The sequence below is a fragment of the Streptosporangium album genome (genome assembly GCF_014203795.1).
GTDB classification, from domain to species: Bacteria; Actinomycetota; Actinomycetes; order Streptosporangiales; family Streptosporangiaceae; genus Streptosporangium; species Streptosporangium album.
This window is the reverse complement of record NZ_JACHJU010000001.1, coordinates 3704454-3720937: the sequence shown is the minus strand read 5'-3', so window position 1 is coordinate 3720937 and position 16484 is coordinate 3704454. Positions and strand designations below refer to the sequence as shown.

The 16484-nt window shown below is 70.2% G+C and carries 16 protein-coding genes; 5 read left to right on the top strand and 11 right to left on the bottom strand.

The annotated features are described in order from the left end of the window. Positions 1 to 94: 94 nt before the first annotated feature. On the bottom strand, positions 95 to 868 hold the full coding sequence (gene atpB, locus FHR32_RS17860) for a F0F1 ATP synthase subunit A (RefSeq protein ID WP_184755336.1): 774 nt from the start codon (positions 866 to 868) through the stop codon (positions 95 to 97). A gap of 193 nt (positions 869 to 1061) precedes the next feature. On the opposite strand from atpB, the gene FHR32_RS17855 reads away from it, so the two are divergent. After that, the gene (locus FHR32_RS17855) at positions 1062 to 1550 is read left to right on the top strand and encodes a MarR family winged helix-turn-helix transcriptional regulator (protein WP_184755335.1); all 489 of its coding nucleotides are present in this window, start codon (positions 1062 to 1064) and stop codon (positions 1548 to 1550) included. A 22-nt stretch (positions 1551 to 1572) separates the two neighbouring features. Here the strand turns inward: FHR32_RS17855 and FHR32_RS17850 are convergent, their stop codons facing one another. The 4 genes from FHR32_RS17850 to FHR32_RS17835 all read right to left on the bottom strand — a co-directional run bounded on the left by FHR32_RS17850 (position 1573) and on the right by FHR32_RS17835 (position 4830). After that, on the bottom strand, positions 1573 to 1758 hold the full coding sequence (locus tag FHR32_RS17850) for a hypothetical protein (RefSeq protein WP_184755334.1): 186 nt from the start codon (positions 1756 to 1758) through the stop codon (positions 1573 to 1575). A 57-nt stretch (positions 1759 to 1815) separates the two neighbouring features. Beyond that, positions 1816 to 2304: a PPOX class F420-dependent oxidoreductase gene (locus tag FHR32_RS17845; protein ID WP_184755333.1), complete on the bottom strand. Its 489-nt coding sequence runs from the start codon at positions 2302 to 2304 to the stop codon at positions 1816 to 1818. A gap of 74 nt (positions 2305 to 2378) precedes the next feature. Continuing rightward, positions 2379 to 3659 (bottom strand): MFS transporter, encoded by a 1281-nt coding sequence (locus FHR32_RS17840; protein ID WP_184755332.1) that lies wholly within the window; start codon positions 3657 to 3659, stop codon positions 2379 to 2381. Positions 3660 to 3855: 196 nt separating this feature from the next. After that, positions 3856 to 4830 carry an asparaginase gene (locus FHR32_RS17835; protein ID WP_184755331.1) on the bottom strand — a complete coding sequence of 325 codons (975 nt, stop codon included), beginning with the start codon at positions 4828 to 4830 and terminating at the stop codon, positions 3856 to 3858. A 58-nt stretch (positions 4831 to 4888) separates the two neighbouring features. Between FHR32_RS17835 and dtd the strand changes: the two genes are divergently transcribed. Beyond that, positions 4889 to 5314 carry a D-aminoacyl-tRNA deacylase gene (dtd, locus tag FHR32_RS17830; RefSeq protein WP_184755330.1) on the top strand — a complete coding sequence of 142 codons (426 nt, stop codon included), beginning with the start codon at positions 4889 to 4891 and terminating at the stop codon, positions 5312 to 5314. Positions 5315 to 5860: 546 nt separating this feature from the next. Here the strand turns inward: dtd and ygfZ are convergent. Further along, positions 5861 to 6847 (bottom strand): CAF17-like 4Fe-4S cluster assembly/insertion protein YgfZ, encoded by a 987-nt coding sequence (gene ygfZ / locus FHR32_RS17825; protein ID WP_184755329.1) that lies wholly within the window; start codon positions 6845 to 6847, stop codon positions 5861 to 5863. Positions 6848 to 6867: 20 nt separating this feature from the next. Next, positions 6868 to 7281: a Fur family transcriptional regulator gene (locus FHR32_RS17820; RefSeq protein ID WP_184755328.1), complete on the bottom strand. Its 414-nt coding sequence runs from the start codon at positions 7279 to 7281 to the stop codon at positions 6868 to 6870. Positions 7282 to 8322: 1041 nt separating this feature from the next. On the opposite strand from FHR32_RS17820, the gene FHR32_RS17815 reads away from it, so the two are divergent. Both FHR32_RS17815 and FHR32_RS17810 read left to right on the top strand, forming a co-directional pair. After that, positions 8323 to 9615 (top strand): ice-binding family protein, encoded by a 1293-nt coding sequence (locus FHR32_RS17815; protein ID WP_184755327.1) that lies wholly within the window; start codon positions 8323 to 8325, stop codon positions 9613 to 9615. Positions 9616 to 9668: 53 nt separating this feature from the next. Beyond that, entirely contained in the window at positions 9669 to 9953 is a 285-nt protein-coding gene (locus FHR32_RS17810) for a hypothetical protein (protein ID WP_184755326.1), read from the top strand. 114 nt (positions 9954 to 10067) lie between these two features. On the opposite strand, the gene FHR32_RS17805 is transcribed toward FHR32_RS17810, so the two are convergent. Continuing rightward, a complete protein-coding gene (locus tag FHR32_RS17805) occupies positions 10068 to 10577 on the bottom strand; it encodes a heme-binding beta-barrel domain-containing protein (RefSeq protein ID WP_184755325.1) in 510 nt (169 codons plus the stop codon). 67 nt (positions 10578 to 10644) lie between these two features. Between FHR32_RS17805 and FHR32_RS17800 the strand changes: the two genes are divergently transcribed. Beyond that, positions 10645 to 11007 carry a DsrE family protein gene (locus FHR32_RS17800; RefSeq protein ID WP_184755324.1) on the top strand — a complete coding sequence of 121 codons (363 nt, stop codon included), beginning with the start codon at positions 10645 to 10647 and terminating at the stop codon, positions 11005 to 11007. A 180-nt stretch (positions 11008 to 11187) separates the two neighbouring features. Here FHR32_RS17800 and FHR32_RS17795 read toward each other — a convergent pair whose 3' ends face one another. From FHR32_RS17795 to FHR32_RS17785, 3 genes are all read right to left on the bottom strand, one after another. Then, on the bottom strand, positions 11188 to 11904 hold the full coding sequence (locus FHR32_RS17795; RefSeq protein ID WP_184755323.1) for a type 1 glutamine amidotransferase: 717 nt from the start codon (positions 11902 to 11904) through the stop codon (positions 11188 to 11190). After that, positions 11894 to 13183: a MurT ligase domain-containing protein gene (locus FHR32_RS17790; protein WP_184755322.1), complete on the bottom strand. Its 1290-nt coding sequence runs from the start codon at positions 13181 to 13183 to the stop codon at positions 11894 to 11896. The genes FHR32_RS17795 and FHR32_RS17790 overlap by 11 nt, the downstream gene beginning before the upstream one ends. Positions 13184 to 13395: 212 nt before the next feature. Further along, positions 13396 to 16365: an ATP-binding protein gene (locus FHR32_RS17785; RefSeq protein WP_184755321.1), complete on the bottom strand. Its 2970-nt coding sequence runs from the start codon at positions 16363 to 16365 to the stop codon at positions 13396 to 13398. Between the last annotated feature and the right edge of the window lie 119 nt (positions 16366 to 16484).

The window sequence follows — 16484 nt, the reverse complement described above, 5'->3', positions numbered from 1 at the left end:
AAGCCCCGGCGCCCTCCCTGCGGGAAACGGCCTCCGACAGGAGACCGAGCGGAACGCCGACGGCCTGGGCGCGGTGCGGTCAGGGTGCGCCCTCTCAGTGCTTCGGGTTGAGCGATGCGCCGATGAACATGGCGGTGAGCAGCACGAAGAGGTATGCCTGCAGAAACTGAATGAACATCTCGAACCCCGTCATCACGATCGCCATGACCACGCCGAGCACCCCCACCGGAACGCCCAGCAGGGTGGGCCGCTCGAACAGGAACCAGAAACCCACCGCGCTGAAGAACGCCAGGATCAGGTGCCCCGCGAACATGTTGGCGGCCAGCCGGAGCATGTGGGTGAACAGCGAGGTCACGAAGTTCTGCAGCAGTTCCAGCGGGACCAGCAGGACATAGGCGACCTTGGGCAGGCCGCGAGGGATGAGGTTGCCGACGTAGTCCCTTGCTCCCTGCTCGCGGACACCTACATAGATCTTGATGACATAGACCGAGAAGGCGATTACCGCGGGGAAGGCCAGGAAGGAGGAGACAGGGAGCTGGACGAACGGGAGCACGCCCATCAGGTTCCAGATCCAGGTCAGGAAGAAGATGCTGAGCAACAGGCCCATCCAGCTGTCGGCATCCTTGCCGAGGAAAGGCCTGGCCGCGTGCTCGCGGATGAACACGTAGCCCAGTTCCGCGATGTTCTGCAGGCCGCGCGGCACCAGCTTGGGCTTGGCGAACGCGGCCCACATCAGAACGCAGATCAGGACGGCCCCGACCACGGCCATCAGGGTCGGTTTGGTCAGCCAGTACGGTGCGCCCGGCCAGAGCGGTGGAAACGAGAAGAGATCGAGACCTGGAGCCTGAAACTCGTCGGACGCCTTCATCTGGCAGCCTCCTCAACGAACGGCTATTTTGTGAAATCTTTCACAAAATCCTCAACCCGCCCATTCCCCCGCAGGTCAACATCATGATCATGTGCTTACCGGCCCTGTCCGACCGTTCGGTCGTCGGCGGTAGTGCCCGCATCCGGCTTCCGCTGGATAATCCGTCACGGATCGAATTGCTATCCTGGCCGGTATGACCGCCATGGCACCCTCGCGCACCGAGCCGGACCTGTCGTTCCTGCTGGACCACACCGGCCACGTCCTGAGGACCAGGATGTCGGCGGCGCTCGCCGAGATCGGGCTCACGGCGCGCATGCACTGCGTGCTGGTCCACGCCATGCAGGAGGAGCGCACCCAGATCCAGCTCGCCGAGATCGGCGACATGGACAAGACCACGATGGTGGTGACGGTCGACGCCCTGGAGAAGGCCGGCCTCGCCCAGCGCCGCCCCTCCGGCACGGACCGGCGGGCCCGGATCATCGCGGTCACCGAGGACGGCGCCCGGATGGCCGAGCAGAGCCAGAAGATCGTGGACCGCGTGCACCGGGAGGCGCTGTCGGCGCTCCCCGAGGACGAGCGCGAGATCCTCCTCCGTGCGATGAACCGACTGGTCACCGGGCATCTGGCCACTCCGGCCGAGAACCCGCAGCCGGTCCGGCGGGCGCGCCAGCGGGCAAGTTAGGTAGGCGGTTCCCCGGGTCCGTTCAGGCGGCGAGGTCCTGGGCCGCGGGAAGGACCCGCCGCGTGGTCCTGGCGGCCGCGGTCCCGACCACCGGGGTCAGCAGCCAGGCGAAGGAGATGTCTTTGATCACCCAGGTCAGAGCCGCGGTGATCGTCCAGAACAGACCGATCATCACGAGGACGACCGCCTGGACCCTGAGCCTTCTCACATCCGCGCCGGCCTTCAGCACGCCACCGCGGACGACGGCGGAGATCAGGAGGCAGGGTCACCCGGCGGACGGGATGTCCAGGGCCGTTCCGTACAGTCTGGTCACCCGGATGCGGATCACGATCCGCCGGTCTTCCACCATCTGCCGGAGGAAGGCCGCCTCATCCGCCGGGTCGTCGAACCCCGGGGTCAGGGCCAGCAGTTCCCGTCCGGCCGCGTCGCCCGGCACGGTCGTCACCTCCGACAGCTCCGCCTCGCCCTCGGCGACGGCGAACGACCACACGTCCGGACCCTGCACGTGCAGGGCGGCGTGCGGATCGCGCCGGAACTGGCGCGCCTTGAGCCGGTCGGCCGTGGTGGAGATCCGGATGACCCGCTCTCCGGGGTCCCAGCCGTAGAGCACGGTGGACAGGTGCGGGTGACCGCTGCGCCTGACGCTCGCCAGCGCGCCGAACCGCTGACCGCTCAGCAGATCGGAGAGTTCGGTCTCGGTGAGGGCGCGGGGGGCAGGCCCGGATCCCGGTTCCGTCTCGGTGGTCGCGGTCATGGGGATCAACCTTTCTCTGGTCTCTGGTCTCTGGTCTCTGGTCTCTGGTCTCTGGTCTCTGGTCTCGGGGAGGCTCAGGCGACCACGGCCGCCTCGGCGGCCGGTGCCGTCGTCTCCGCGCTCTCGCCTCCGGTCGCGGGCTTTCTGAGCACCAGCACAGTGAGGACGATCGCGGCGGTCAAGAGCCCGGCGCCGATGCCGAACGCCAGCTGGAAACCGCCGGTCAGTGCGGATGCCGCGTGCTGTCCCCCGGCTGCCAGGTGCTCCGTCCGGGAGGCGGCCAGGGTGGACAGGGCCGCCACGCCGAGGGCCGCGCCGATCTGCTGGGTGGTGTTGAACAGGCCGGATGCGACCCCGGCGTCCCCGGGCCGGGTGCCCGACATGCCCAGCGCGGTGAGCGCGGGCATCGCCAGGCCGAACCCGCCGGCCAGCAGCATCGCCGGCAGCAGGTCCACGGCGTACGCGCCGTCCACCGGCACGCGGACGAGCAGCAGGCGTCCCGCCAGCAGCAGCACCAAGCCGGCCAGCAGGATCGTCCGCTCGCCGAAGCGGGTGACCAGGCGCGCCGAGAAGCCGAGCGAGAGCACGCCGATGGCAAGGGCGGCCGGGAGCATCGCCAGGCCGGTCGCGGACGCCCCGTAGCCGAGCACGTTCTGCATGTAGAGGGCGATGAGGATCTGGAAGCTGAACATGGCGGCCAGCATCAGCATCTGGATCAGGTTGGCTCCCCAGACGTTGCGGGAGCGGAACACGCGCAGCGGCAGCAGCGGGCGTGCCGCGGTGGCCTGGCGGGCGGCGAACCCGGCGATCAGCGCGAGGGCGAGGGCGGCGAAACCGAGGGTGCGTCCCGACGTCCAGCCGTACTGCTCGGTCTGGACGATGGCGTAGACGCCGAGCATCACGCCGCCGGTGACCAGGAGGGCACCGAGGGCGTCGGCTCCCTTGCCGAGCCCGATCCCGCGGTCGTTCTCCAGGACGAGTACGGCCAGCAGTACGGCGGCCACGCCGATCGGCAGGTTGATGAGGAACACCCAGTGCCAGCTGAGCGCATCGGTGAGCACGCCGCCGAGGACCTGGCCGATCGAGGCGACGGTGAAGACGGCAAGGCCCGTGACGAACATGCGCCTGCGGCCGAGCAGGTCGCCGAGCCGCCCGGCCAGGAGCAGCAGGCCGCCGAAGGCGATCATGTAGGCGTTGACGGTCCAGGTCAGGCTGGAGGAGGAGAAGCGCAGGTCCTGCTGGATGGCCGGCAGCGCCACGGTGACGATGCCGCCGTCCAGAATGATCATCAGCATTCCGGCGCAGAGCACGGTGAGCGCGAGCCGGCGGGACCGGGGGGCGGAGGTGGAGGACATACGGGCGACTCCTGTCGAGGGACAACAGGAGAAACCGTAGCAGATAGTTTTTTAGTAGATAATCCTTTGCGGGCCCAGTTTGCCCGCTGGCGCGCCCGCCGGTCCGTGCCGGATTATCCAGCGGAAGCCGTCCTGGCTCGGACCCTCCGGCCCGCTCCCCGCCACCGCGGAGCGGGCCGCCGGGCCCCCTCCCGCCTCAGTCGCTCTCGCCCCGGCGCAGGCGGACCTCGCCGACCGGACGGCCGCCGCCGAGCAGCACACCGGTCGCCAGTTCGTCGAGCTCCGCGAGCCCCGCGGACCCCGCGGCCTCCAGACCGAGGGCGCGCAGGGCCGCGACGGTGACCGGGACCCGGGCCCGCTGGCCACCGTCCTCGATCTTGACGGTGCCGGCGCGGCCGTCGGCGAAGGCGAAGGCGTCGAACGCCTCGGCACCCGCCTTGACCATCAGGCCGGGGACCGCGCGCATCAACCGGGCCTCGGGGCGGGTCGTGCCGGACGTCCACTCGGGGTGGGCGCGGAAGGCGTCGGCGATGCGGCGCTCGGGGGTGCCGGGCTCGGCCAGGACGAGAGAACGGAACGCCCGGGTGACGCCCACCATCGACACGAAGAACAGCGGGGCCCCGCAGCCGTCCACCCCCGTGGCGGCGACGCGCTCGCCGGTCAGTTCCTCGACCGTGTGGCGGATGGCCCTCTGCAGCGGGTGCGCCGGGTCGAGGTAGGTCTCCAGCGGCCAGTCGTTGGTCGCGCAGGTGGCGAGCATCGCCGAATGCTTCCCCGAGCAGTTCATGTAGATCCTGGCCCGTCCACCGCCCGAGCGCAGCACCTCGTCACGGGAGGCGACGTGCTCGGGCAGATCCTCGGGACAGCGTAGGACGCCCTCGTCCAGCCCCGCGCCGGAAAGGATCCTCCGCGCCCCCTCGACGTGGAACGTCTCCCCCGCGTGACTGGCACACGACAGTGCGAGCAGTTCCCCTTCCAGGGCGAGCCCGGAGCGCACCATGCCGAGCGCCTGCAGCGGTTTCATCGACGAACGGGGAGAGACCAGGGCGTCCACCGCCCCATGCACGCGCACCGGGGAACCGTCGGCACCGACGGCCAGCATCCGTGCCCGATGGGTGGATTCCACGAACCCCGAACGGACGACCTCAACAACCAATGACTCAGCAGACACCTTTGTCTCCTTTCGTCAGGATTCTAGGGAGGCCGGGGATCACGGGATGATGGGGGGCATGCGTGCGGTTGTTCAGCGGGTGAGTTCCGCTTCGGTGACGGTGGACGGTGCGACGGTCGGGGCGATCGACGAGCCCGGACTTCTGGTGCTGGTCGGGGTGACCCACACCGACACCCCGGCGGAGGCGGCCAGGCTCGCCGCCAAGCTCTGGGGCCTGCGGATCCTGTCCGGCGAGAAGTCCTGCTCGGACATCGGCGCGCCCCTGCTCGTGGTCAGCCAGTTCACCCTGTACGGCGACGCGCGCAAGGGCCGCCGCCCCACCTGGCAGGCGGCGGCGCCCGGGCCGGTCGCCGAACCGCTGGTGGAGGCCGTGTGCACCGAGCTACGCGCGCTGGGAGCACGTGTGGAGACCGGGGTGTTCGGCGCCGACATGAAGGTCGGACTGACCAACGACGGCCCGATCACGTTGGTCCTGGATATCTGAGACGGCTCCGGCCCTCATCAACCGCTCTCAGATCCTGCTCATCGCCATCCTTGGCCGGCCCTCATGAGTCAGGGGACAGGCCCTGGCCGAGGAACGCCTTGGCGTTGCGGCGGGCGAACTCGGCGAAGCTCGTGGGCTCCACGTCGAATGCCCGGTGGGCCTCCAGACGTACGTGAGACTCAGGGCGACGTGCACCTCGGCCGCTGGGGCCGCCGCTCTCCCTCCGCCACCCGCCACCCGCCGTTCGCCGGGATGACCCACGGCGTGCATCCCGAGAGCCTGCTGCATACGTCAGGTGACCGACTTCACGCTGGAGTTGTCCAAATCCCGTGCCGTGCTGCGTCGTACCGGTGACGACCGCATACCGCGGAGAACGCGAGCGAGGAGGTGTGATGCCGGAGTACATGTTGTTGCCGTACCCCCATGAGGTCGATGAGGCCGAGCGGCACCAGGAGGACAGATCGGCCGACATGCCGGTGTGGCGGCCGCGGATCCCGCCCGCGCCTCCCACCCGTCATCCGGTGGGGAGGCGCGGGCGGCGTGATCTCAGCGGATGCGGCGGCGCAGGGCCGGGTCGATGGAGACGTTGCGCCCGGCATCCGGCGGCACGATGACCTCCTGGGTCGCCGCCACCTCCCCGGCCTGGAGCGTGGCGTCCACCGGCACGGTCCGTTTGACCACGGCCAGGGCGACCGGACCTAGCTCGTGGTGCCGGGCGGAGCTGCCGACGGAGCCGACCTCCACACCGTCGCAGACCACGGGGGCACCGTGCTTGGGCAGGGTGTCGACGCTGCCGTCCAGGTGCAGGAAGACCAGGCGCCGCGGGGGGTGGCCGAGGTTGTGCACCCGCGCCACGGTCTCCTGGCCCTTGTAGCAGCCCTTGCTCAGATGGAGGGCCGGACCGATCCAGCCCACCTCGTGCGGGATCGTCTTGTGGTCGGTCTCGAAGCCCAGCCGGGGGCGGTGCCCCTCGATCCGCAGCGCCTCGTAGGCCCAGAGCCCGGCGAGCTTCAGACCGCCGAGCCGATCGGCCAGCAGGTCGCGCGGGAGCAGCACGTCGTCCCCGACGAGGATCGCTCCCGGGGGTGGGGTGAGCCGCGCGGCGCCGGCCACGGAGACCACCGCGTAATCGGCCGTCACGTCGGCGACCTCGACCCGGAGCATGAACCGCATCTTGTCCAGGAACGCGATGAGCTCGGCCGACGTGCCCGGTTCCACGTGCGCCCAGACGGCCTCACCGTCGTCGACGAGCGTGAGGTGGTGCTCGACCCTGCCCTGGGCGTCCAGGAACAGCGTCTGGGTGACCTGCCCCGGTTTCAGGTCGTCGAGCTTCTGCGAGCTCAGGCTGTTGAGCCAGCTCAGCCGGTCGGGCCCGGAGACCCGGACGACCTCGCGGTTGCTCCGGTCGACCATCGCCTCACCGGCGAGGAACGCACGCTGCTCGGCGAACGGGTCACCGTAGTGCCCGGCGACGCCGGTGTCAGGGGTCTCGGCCGCGACCGCGCCGGGAGTGTCCAGCAGAGGGCTTCGCATGGACCCCAGCCTACGAGGCCTCAGCGGCACTTACGGCAACGGCCGAAGACCGTCAGATGGTGCACGTCGACGGCGAACCCGAGCTCCTGGTCGAGCTTGGCCGCGAAATCGCTCACCACCTCCGGACGGACCTCGTTGATCTCCCCGCACTGGTGGCAGACCAGATGCACGTGATCGGAGTCGGCCGCCAGGTGGTAGGTGGGGGCACCGTGCCCGAGATGGGTGTGGGTGACCATGCCGAGCTCCTCGAGGAGTTCGAGGGTCCGGTAGACGGTCGAGATGTTCACCCCGCGGGCGGTCTCCTGCACCCGGGCGCAGATCTCCTCGGGAGTGGCATGCTCCGCGGCCTTGATCGCCTCAAGCACCAGCTGGCGTTGCGGGGTGACCCGGTAACCACGCGCCCGCAGTTGCTCATGCCACGACGTCTCGGTCATGTCCAGAGTCTAGGAGCATCCCGGGATGACGGGGCTCACACGCGCGCACCGTCCACCCGGCAGATGATGACGCGCGCGCCGGGGCCTGGCCGCCTCCTCCGGATCGGATGTGGGGGCCGTGCAGAGGAACAGGATGCGCCTGCCGCGCCGGCACGCCTTCCGGCACCGTTCAGAGAGGTCAGGCGAGGGCGGGGACCACGGCGCGAATATTCATTTGCTCCGGCCGCCGGGAATTTCGTAACGTACAGGCACGCCGAAAGGAGGTGGTCCGAATAATGGTTGATCATAATTGGGCTAGCGAGGTGGCTGTCCGCTAGGACGCCGCGACTCCGGACTCTGTCCGGACGTCTGGCGACGTTCGGCGAATCCATACAATCACCGGAACCCCGGGCTGCCAGAGGGCGGGTCATCTCGCCTTTGGTCCATCTGGCCCTCCTGCACGGCAGGAGGAGCAGGCCCGGGGTTCTTCCCTTTTCCGGGCCATTCCCCGCTCATCGCGGACGGATCGGTCGCTTGAATGTGATGGCGCGCCGGAGGATGACGCCCGGAATTGCCCAGGCCAGGCAGGTCGACGGCGTGCACCCCGTGCCAGAAGGGGGACGACCCCGCGCCAGGCGTGAGGGGACGCCGGTCCTGCCAGGCCAGTGGCACCGGTCGCCCCTATGGGACCTGCCGGACCAGCGGCGCCGTCGACTCCGTTCACTCCAGCCGGATCCACCGGACCAACGGCGCTGTTCACCCCAGCCAACCATGCTCAAACGATCTGTCATCAAAGCGGCATGTCCCCGCCGTATCGTTCCGATCGAGTGCTACAAAAAAGATCACTGTCTGTCCGTGGGCCGCCATCAGGTCCTGCGGTCGTCGAGGCCTCCCTCCTGCCTCAACTCTGTCTATTGGTGAGGGACTCATGAGGCATTCTGTGTCGGCTGTGCTGCGGCGTGCTGGGGTTTCGAGACAGGACGGGGCGCCAACACCGGGGATGAAGGCGCTTCTCAGTAGGAGGTCGCCCCGCCGCAAGCAGGCTCGCCCGGGTTCTCCCGGATGGCGGTGGGTCTCACGCTCGTCCCGGCCATGGCCGTGGTCATCGCCACACAGTCCAGTGCGAGCACCCTGCAATTGCCGGTGCCGCTCGGTGCAGCTGCGAGCTTCGCGGTTCTGGCCGGGAGTACCGTCACCAACACCGGCCTTTCCGTCGTCACCGGGGATCTCGGGCTGAGCCCGGGCACGGCGGTGACCGGTTTTCCGCCCGGTACGGTGAACGGTGCCGTCCACGCGGCCGATGCCACCGCCGCGCAGGCCCAGAGCGATCTGACCGCCGCCTACGACGACGCCGCTTCCCGGACTCCTGCCGCCACCGTGGCGACGGAGCTTGGTGGGACCACCGTGACACCGGGCGTCTACACCTCCGCCTCGGGCACCTTCGGCATCACCGGGAATCTGACGCTCGACGGGCAGGGAGACCCAAACGCGCTCTTCGTCTTCCAGACCGCTTCCACCCTGATCACCGCGTCTGCCAGTACGGTGGCCCTTACCGGTGGGGCCCAGGCGCGCAATGTCTTCTGGCAGGTCGGCAGCTCGGCCACGCTGGGGACCGGTTCCAGTCTCGCCGGGAACGTCCTCGCGCTGACCTCGATCACCGTGACCACCGGCGTGAGTGTGGACGGCCGTGTCCTGGCCCGCAACGGCGCCGTCACCCTCGACACCGACACCATCACCAGACCCGCCGGCACCCTCTCCGTCAGCGCGCCCGCGACCGCAGATCTGGGATCCGCGACGCCCGGCACCACCACCGCGTCGGCCCACCTCGGCGATGTCACCGTGACCGCCGGCGCGCGGGTGAAGGATCTCACCACGGCCGGCGACGGCGCCCACACCGCGGACACCGGCGTCAGACCCAGCCCCAAACTCCACGCCAGACCCGGCGGCGCCCTCTCCATCACCATGCCCGCACCCGCGAACCTGGGATCTGCGGCGACCGCCACCGTGTCAGCTCACCTCGGTGACGTCACCGTGACCGACACCCGTGGCGCCCCGGCCGCCGCCTGGACCGCGACCGTCGGCTCGACGGACTTCACCACCGGTGACGCCACCCCACCCGAGACCATCCCGAAGGAATACATCACCTACTCGCCCGGCTCGGCCACCACCACGACCGGCGACGCGACGTTCACCCCCGGCACCCCTGACGACCTCGGCTCCGCGCGCACCGCCTTCTCCGCCTCCGACGGCACGGGCAGCAACTCCGCCACCTGGAACCCGACGATCACCGTGACCTTGCCCGCCGGTGTCGTCGCCGGAACCTACACCGGCATCATCACCCACTCAGTCGCCTAGCGATCCTTGTCGTCCTCGCCGGAGGTGCGCGGAGATTCGATGACCACCTCGTCGTGCTGACGATCCCCGAGATCCGCCGGAGCCCGGCCGTACCGAGCGATACCGGTGTCGCCGAGCTCGCGGCATGTGGTGTCGCGAGTACGGTCCCCATCGCGACCATGGTGGTGAGAGCTCCTGTCAGCCAGGAGCGGACGATATTTCGCGGCACGACGCGAGGACGACCGGCGTTTATCATAATTTTGTCCTTTTATTTTAGTATTGCTCAGTTCAGGCTCATTGCCGATGATGCGCCATTCCTTCCGACCTCACTGATCGGCACCGTCATGTTCGTCACATGAAATACGTACGGATCTCAGCGGCACGGAACTGCTAGACAGATAGACGCAGATAAAGTGTCCAATGATGGCATCAACCACATTGGGCGCAAAAGGTGATTAACCACCAAATGATAGTTAGTCCACTCCCGGCACGAAGTCGCCCACCCGCTTGAGCTCGGCGGAGATGTGCGACTGGAGCGGCTGTCCCATGGCCGCCATGTCATAGGCCCACATCAGATTGCCGTTGACCAGACCGTAGAGGCGGTGGCCGCCGGTGTACTCCTTGGCGGTGGCGGTCCGGGCGACCACGTCGGTGTGGAGTTCGATCTTGTTGAAGACCACCTCGCCGACGTAGATCTCCACGATCCCGGTCGGATGCGACAGGCACACCTCAAGCTGGCGGTCGGGCAGCTGGCGCCAGAACCCGGTCTCGGTGGACAGCGGGCGGACCTTGCCGCCCGTCTCGTCGAGCAGCCAGGTGCGGCTGGTGTAGGTCAGGAAGGGCTTGCCGTTGTGGCCGAAGATGATCTCCTGACCGAAGTTGAAGCTTTCGATCGTCGGGTAACCACCCACTCCGGCGCCTTCCCACCGGCCCACGAGGAAGGCGATCGGCTCAAGGTCGGGGTGCAGCTCGGGAACGTCCATAGATCCGAGCCTAAAGCCGCCCCGGTACGGCTCGCGCCGGTGGTACGGACCCGCATAGGCTTCAGGCATGGCACGATCACTGGTGATCAAGGTGACCGCCGGCGAGGACGCACCCGAGCGCTGCAACCAGGCGTTCACGGTGGCCGCGTCGGCGTTGGCGAGCGGGGTTCCCGTCTCTCTCTGGCTGACCGGCGAGTCAGCGTGGTTCGCCCTGCCCGGCCGGGCGAAGGAGTTCACACTGCCGTATGCCGCCCAACTCGGCGACCTGCTTGAGGCCGTGCTGGCCGCGGGCCGGGTGACGCTGTGCACGCAGTGCGCGGCCCGGCGCGGCATCACGGTGGACGACATGATCGAGGGAGTGCGCATCGCGGGCGCCCCCACCTTCGTCGAGGAGGTCCTCGGCGAAGGGGTCCAGGCGCTCGTCTACTGACGGGGCCGGACACCCCGCGCGGGGGCACCTGTCCGCGCGGGGTGTCCGTCTGCGCGGATGCTCTCCGCCACCGGAGCCGGACAGCCGTCCGCCGCCGGTCGGGGACACCCTCCACCTGGGAGTGCGGGCCCTGACCGTCGGCGTGCGATGCTCCCCGCCCTCGGCGGGGACGTCCTGCCCTCAGCCGGGCAGCACCGCGGCCAGCCGCTCCCGGCGGAGCCGTTCGAACCAGGAGTCGTCGATCGGCGGGAGCTGGGCGCCGACCGCCCAGGTCAGCAGGAGGTCGGCGAGTCCGGGGTTGCGGGCGAGCGCGGGACCGTGCAGGTAGGTACCGACGATCTTGCCGACGTAGCAGCCCTCGGTGCCGTCGCCGTTGCCGGTTCCGACCGCCGTACGGGCCAGCGGCCGGACGCCGGGGCCCAGCCGGGTGACGCCCATGTGGTTCTCGAAGCCGGTCAGCGTCGGGATGCCGAGCGCCGGATCGGCCTCACCGGCCAGCTCGCCGACCGCGCGGCCCGCGCCCCGGCCGCTGGAGATGTCGATCAGGCCGATGCCGTCGACCGGCTGCCCCTCCTCCCCGCCGAACGTGGTTCCCATGATCTGGTAGCCCGCGCAGACGGCCAGCAGGGAGGCGCCACGCGCGATGGCCCGGTGCAGGCCGCCGTCGCGGCGCAGCCGCTCGGCCGCCAGGATCTGCGGCCGGTCCTCACCGCCGCCGATCAGGTAGATGTCACCGCCCTCCGGCACCGGATCGGCCGAACGCACATGGACGGTCTGTACTGGGATGCCACGGCGCTGGGCGCGCTGTTCCAGGACCAGGACGTTGCCCTGGTCCCCGTAGGTGCTCAACAGGTCCGGATAGATCCAGACGAGTCGCAGGGCGCTGTCAGACTGCACGACCGAACTCCGATCGGATCTGCTGGAAGGCGGTGTAGTTGGCGATCACGTCGACCTTGCCGGGTGGTTGGGCGGCGAGCGCCTGTCCGAAGGAGTCCGCAAGCTGGAACGGCACCCCCGCCACGTCGAGCCGGAGCGCGAGGTCGAGCCGCCGCTCCCCGGCCACGTAGACCGGCCTGCCGCGCAGGACGCGGTAGTCGACGTCCCAGAGCCAGGAGGTGTCGCGGCCGTCGGGCCCCTGGGCGTTCACCGACAGGATCACCGGGAGCGAGCGGTCGAGCACGTCGAACGCCTCCAGCCAGCCCGCCGGGTTCTTGGCGAGCAACAGCCGGGCCTGCCGCCCGTCGCGCTCCACCGTGGTGTAGCGGCCGGCGACGGATCTGACCTCACGCAGCCGGGGCAGTGCCCGCTGGACCGGCAGGCCGAACGTCTCCGCGGTGGCCAGTGCCATCACGGCGTTGGCCCGGTTGGCCCGGCCGGGGAGCTGGATGTCCAGCACCCAGCGCTGCCCGCGCGGGTCGATCGCCGCGTCGTCGTCGAGGGCCCAGGACGGCTGTGGACGCCGGAAGGCGCACTCGCGGCAGGCCCAGTCGTTGTCGGCCGTGCGAGGGGGGACCATGCCCGAGACGTGACCGCCGGGCGGGGTGTAGTCCATGCCCTTGCGGTCCAGCGGGCCGCCGCACTCGGGGCAGCACCAGGAGTCCTCTTTCCACGGCTGCCCCGCCGAGACCCAGGTGACCCTGGTGGCCGTGGACGCACCCCAGGCCACCAGCGGGTCGTCGGCATTGGCGATCACGTGGGTGTTCTTCCCCGCGAGCGCCCGGCGCCACTTCTGGGCCAGCAGCCAGATCTCCCCCGCCCGGTCCATCTGGTCACGGCTGAGGTTCATCAGGACGATCACGCCGGCACCGGTGGTGTTGATCACCTCGGGCAGGTATTTCTCGTCGACCTCCAGCACGCCGTACGGGGCGTGCTTGGCCGTCGACAGCGCCGAGACGTGCCCGGCGGGCATGTTGGCGCCGAAGGCGTTGGTGGCGACGTCGCCGAGTTCCTGCAGTGCGGAGGTGATCAGCCGGGTCGTGGTGGTCTTGCCGTTGGTCGCGCTCACCAGCGCCAGCTTGCGGTCCTGCGCGAGCTTGCGCAGCAGGTCGGGCTCCAGCGCCAGGCCGATCCGGCCGCCGATCACCGATCCGTCACCGCGACCGGTCGCCCTGGAAAGGGTCGCGGCCGTACGGCCGAGAGCGCTCGCGAGCTGCGCCCGCAGCGGAAGCTGAGTCATGCCGTCTCCTCGCCTGGCGACCTGTCACAGGACGGATCAGCGGCCGAGCCTGGTCCGCCGAGCCGCAGCCGGGCCTGGTTCGCCGAATCGTTCATGCCGCAGATCCTAGCCGTCGCCGGGTCCTGTCCCCGTCTGTCGACGGCCCAAGGGCGCGGTGCGTCACCGGTGCGGCGGAGACGCACCGGTGACGCACCGCCACGGTGATGGCCGGGCTACTCGCTGAAGACGAGCTCTGCGGGCTCCGGCGAGGTGGCCTCGAACGGCCGCACGAACCGGTGCGGCCAGGACAGCACGCTCTCCATCCAGCCCGCCCCCATCATCTGGGCCACGTGCCGGAGCCGCTCGGCCGGGTCGACGCCGATCGTCACCGTGAGGATGTCCTGTTCCACGCCCTCGTGCTCGTCGTCGCCGAGGATCACCCGCCAGGCCAGCGCCCGGTTGCGGTCCACCTCCATGGAGAGCGGGTGGTGGCGCAGCGCCTTGGCGCGATGCCCGAGCAGCTCGGTGGTGCCGGACGGGCGGTCGAACAGCGTGTAGTCCATGACCGGGGCGGGACCGCGCGGGTTGGGCGCGGGCTGACCGTGGGGGAACAGCCTGTCCACCTCGTGCAGCCAGCGGATCTGCGGGATGACCCAGGCGGGACCGGGCCGGTCGGCGACCTCCCGGTCGGGTCCCAGCAGCCGGGACGCGGTCCCGGCGACCTGCTCGGTCAGCTTCGCCGGATCGCTGACGGTCCGCAGCGACCATGCCCGGCGGCCCACACCGCGTTCCACCGTCGTGGCCAGCAGGCATTCGCGCCGCCGCAGCGGAAGCTCGGCCCACAGGTCGGTCAGCACCCGGGGGGCACCGGGGACGGGCCGGTTGGTGCAGAACGCCAGCACCAGGGTGTCGGTCCAGATGCGCAGCCAGGCCCATTCGGGCGCGTCGGCGAGGAGGTCGGCCTCGCGGAGCTCGACGAGCGTGCACGCCCGGCCGGTCCTGCACTCCTGACCGCACGCCGCGGAACGGCGGCCGCAGATCGGTGGCGTGTGGCCGAGGATCAGATGCTCGCGGTCCTCTCCCAGCGGCACCTGGACCCGGAGCGGCCGGTCCATCCCGTCGGCGAAGACCGCGGCGGCGCCCGGCTGCAACGAGACGACCTGCCGGGACTGCTCCTCGCTCAGATTCATCGCGGCGCCGACGAGCTGCCGGTCGTCCTCGGCGGGGAGCCGGTGCACGACCTTCAGCGCGGTGTTCTTCACGACGTCGGAGACCAGTTTGGTGGGGATCTGCTCTGCCACCACGATGCCCTCGCCGTACGCGCGGATCTCCGCGAGCATGCCCGCGAGGAGCTCCACCGCGTGCGTGCTGGCCCGCCCGGCGCCGCGGTCGCGGAGCAGCCGGTGCGCCTCCTCGATCACGATGACATGCCGGAGCCCGCTGCTCCGTTCCTTTCTTGCCCGCATCCGCAGGTGCTCCACGATCCGGATGATCAGCGTGCCCATCAGGAACGCCTTGTCCTCGTCGTTGGCCACGTCCTCGATCGCGAACACCACGTTGCGCTGGAGCAGGTCGCCGATGTCGGCGGGGTGACCCCCTTCGAAGAACCGGCCCGCCGAGCCGACCCGCAGCGAACGCAACCGCAGCGAGATGAAGCCCTCGACGTCGGCCTGGACCTCCCTGCCGTAGCCGATCTCCTTGATCACGTCCATCGCGTGCCGCTGCAGCTGCTCAAGGGTCGGTACGGCGGGCCGCACGGCGGCACCGGGGGCGGCCCAGCCGGTGACCACGTCCCAGCCGTTGGCCTCGTAGACCCGCTGCAGGGCCAGCGACATGATCTGCGGGAACGGTTCCTCGGCGTCGAAGGCCGCCATGAACAGCGCCCGCACCATGTCGATGTGGGCCTGGACCGGGTAGCCGGGCTCCGGAGCGAGCGGGTTGACGCTGAACGGCACGCTGTCCGGGGCCGACGGGTTGATCACGGTCACCGGGGCGAGGTGCTCGATCCGGCCGCCCATCGCGGCGTACTCGGACTTGGCCGGCTCGATGGCCAGCCAGGGGATGCCCGCGCCGGTGAGCTGCTCCAGCAGGTGCCTGACGGTCTGGGACTTGCCCGAGCCGGTGGCGCCGGTGACGAAGGCGTGCCGGTTCAGGGTGGCGAGGGGGACTTTGAAGGAACCGACCGCCCTGTCCTGCCCGTCCAGGATCGACCCGAGGTCGACGGTCAGGGCTCCGGGAGGGACGTCGGCCTCGCTGGTCACGTCGAAGAAGCCGGCGTCCAGCACCCGGACCCCCGGCACCTCACGGCGGGGCAGCCCGGCGAGCGCGGCGAGCGCCCCGGCGGTGGCCGCGAACGGGGCGGCGGCGCCGTCGGAGGGATCCTGCAGGGTCACCGAGAGCGCGTCGGCGAAGCCGTACACCGGGCCGGACAGCGCGCTGCGCAGGCGGTAGGGGTGGTGGCTCATCTCGGCCGAGCCGACCAGCACGGGGGCGATCTGGCGTAGCTCCTCCGGACCGGCGGCGCCGGCCAGCACCCGCACGCTCCAGAGCCCGGCCTCGCGGAAGGCGTCCAGCTCCTGCATGCGCCGTTCGGCCCGCTCGGCGTCGTAGCGGGAGCGTTCGGAGGCGTCGCCGTACTGCCTCAGCACGTTGAGCTGGGTCCGCAGGTGCGCCACCTCGGCGTCCAGCAGGTCGGTCTGCTCGGCGACGACCAGCCAGGCGAACGGCCGGGACATGAGCGTGACCAGGGTGGACTCGAAGAGCGTGGGCCGCTTGACCTCGTCGGCGTCCGGTTCGCGGCGGCCTCCGAGCGGCGGGGCCTGCCGCCCCGGGCAGGTCGTCCAGGCCAGGTCGGACAGGTCACGGAGCCATTCGTCGCCGATCCGGACGCCCCGGGCGCCGCCGGGGAACAGGAGCGGCTCGGGACCGGCGGGGACCGTTCCGCTCTCGGCGGCGGCCCGGCGGGGCGGGCGGGGCGGGGTCAGCGGCCCGGCGTTGGTGATGAGCTCCAGCGGGGCGCCCGAGCCCCGGGAGAGCCAGCCGGTGACGAAGGGCCGGTTGCGCTGGGCCGCGGAGAGCACGGCCGGCAGGACGGTGACGAAGTCCCACTCCGCCGAGGAACTGCGCGAGGGCGCGGTGATCGCCTGGATCCGGTACCAGGGGCCGGTCAGGGGGGCCGGAGGACGGGACACGCTTGGCTGCATTTGGTCTCCACCCAGGGGTCCCGGCCCGAGGCCGGGGGGTTGACGCTTCACGGATCGCTCCGCCGTACAGGCCGGCGGGGGCCCGGAGACGGGTCACCCCAGCAACCAAGATCGAACCT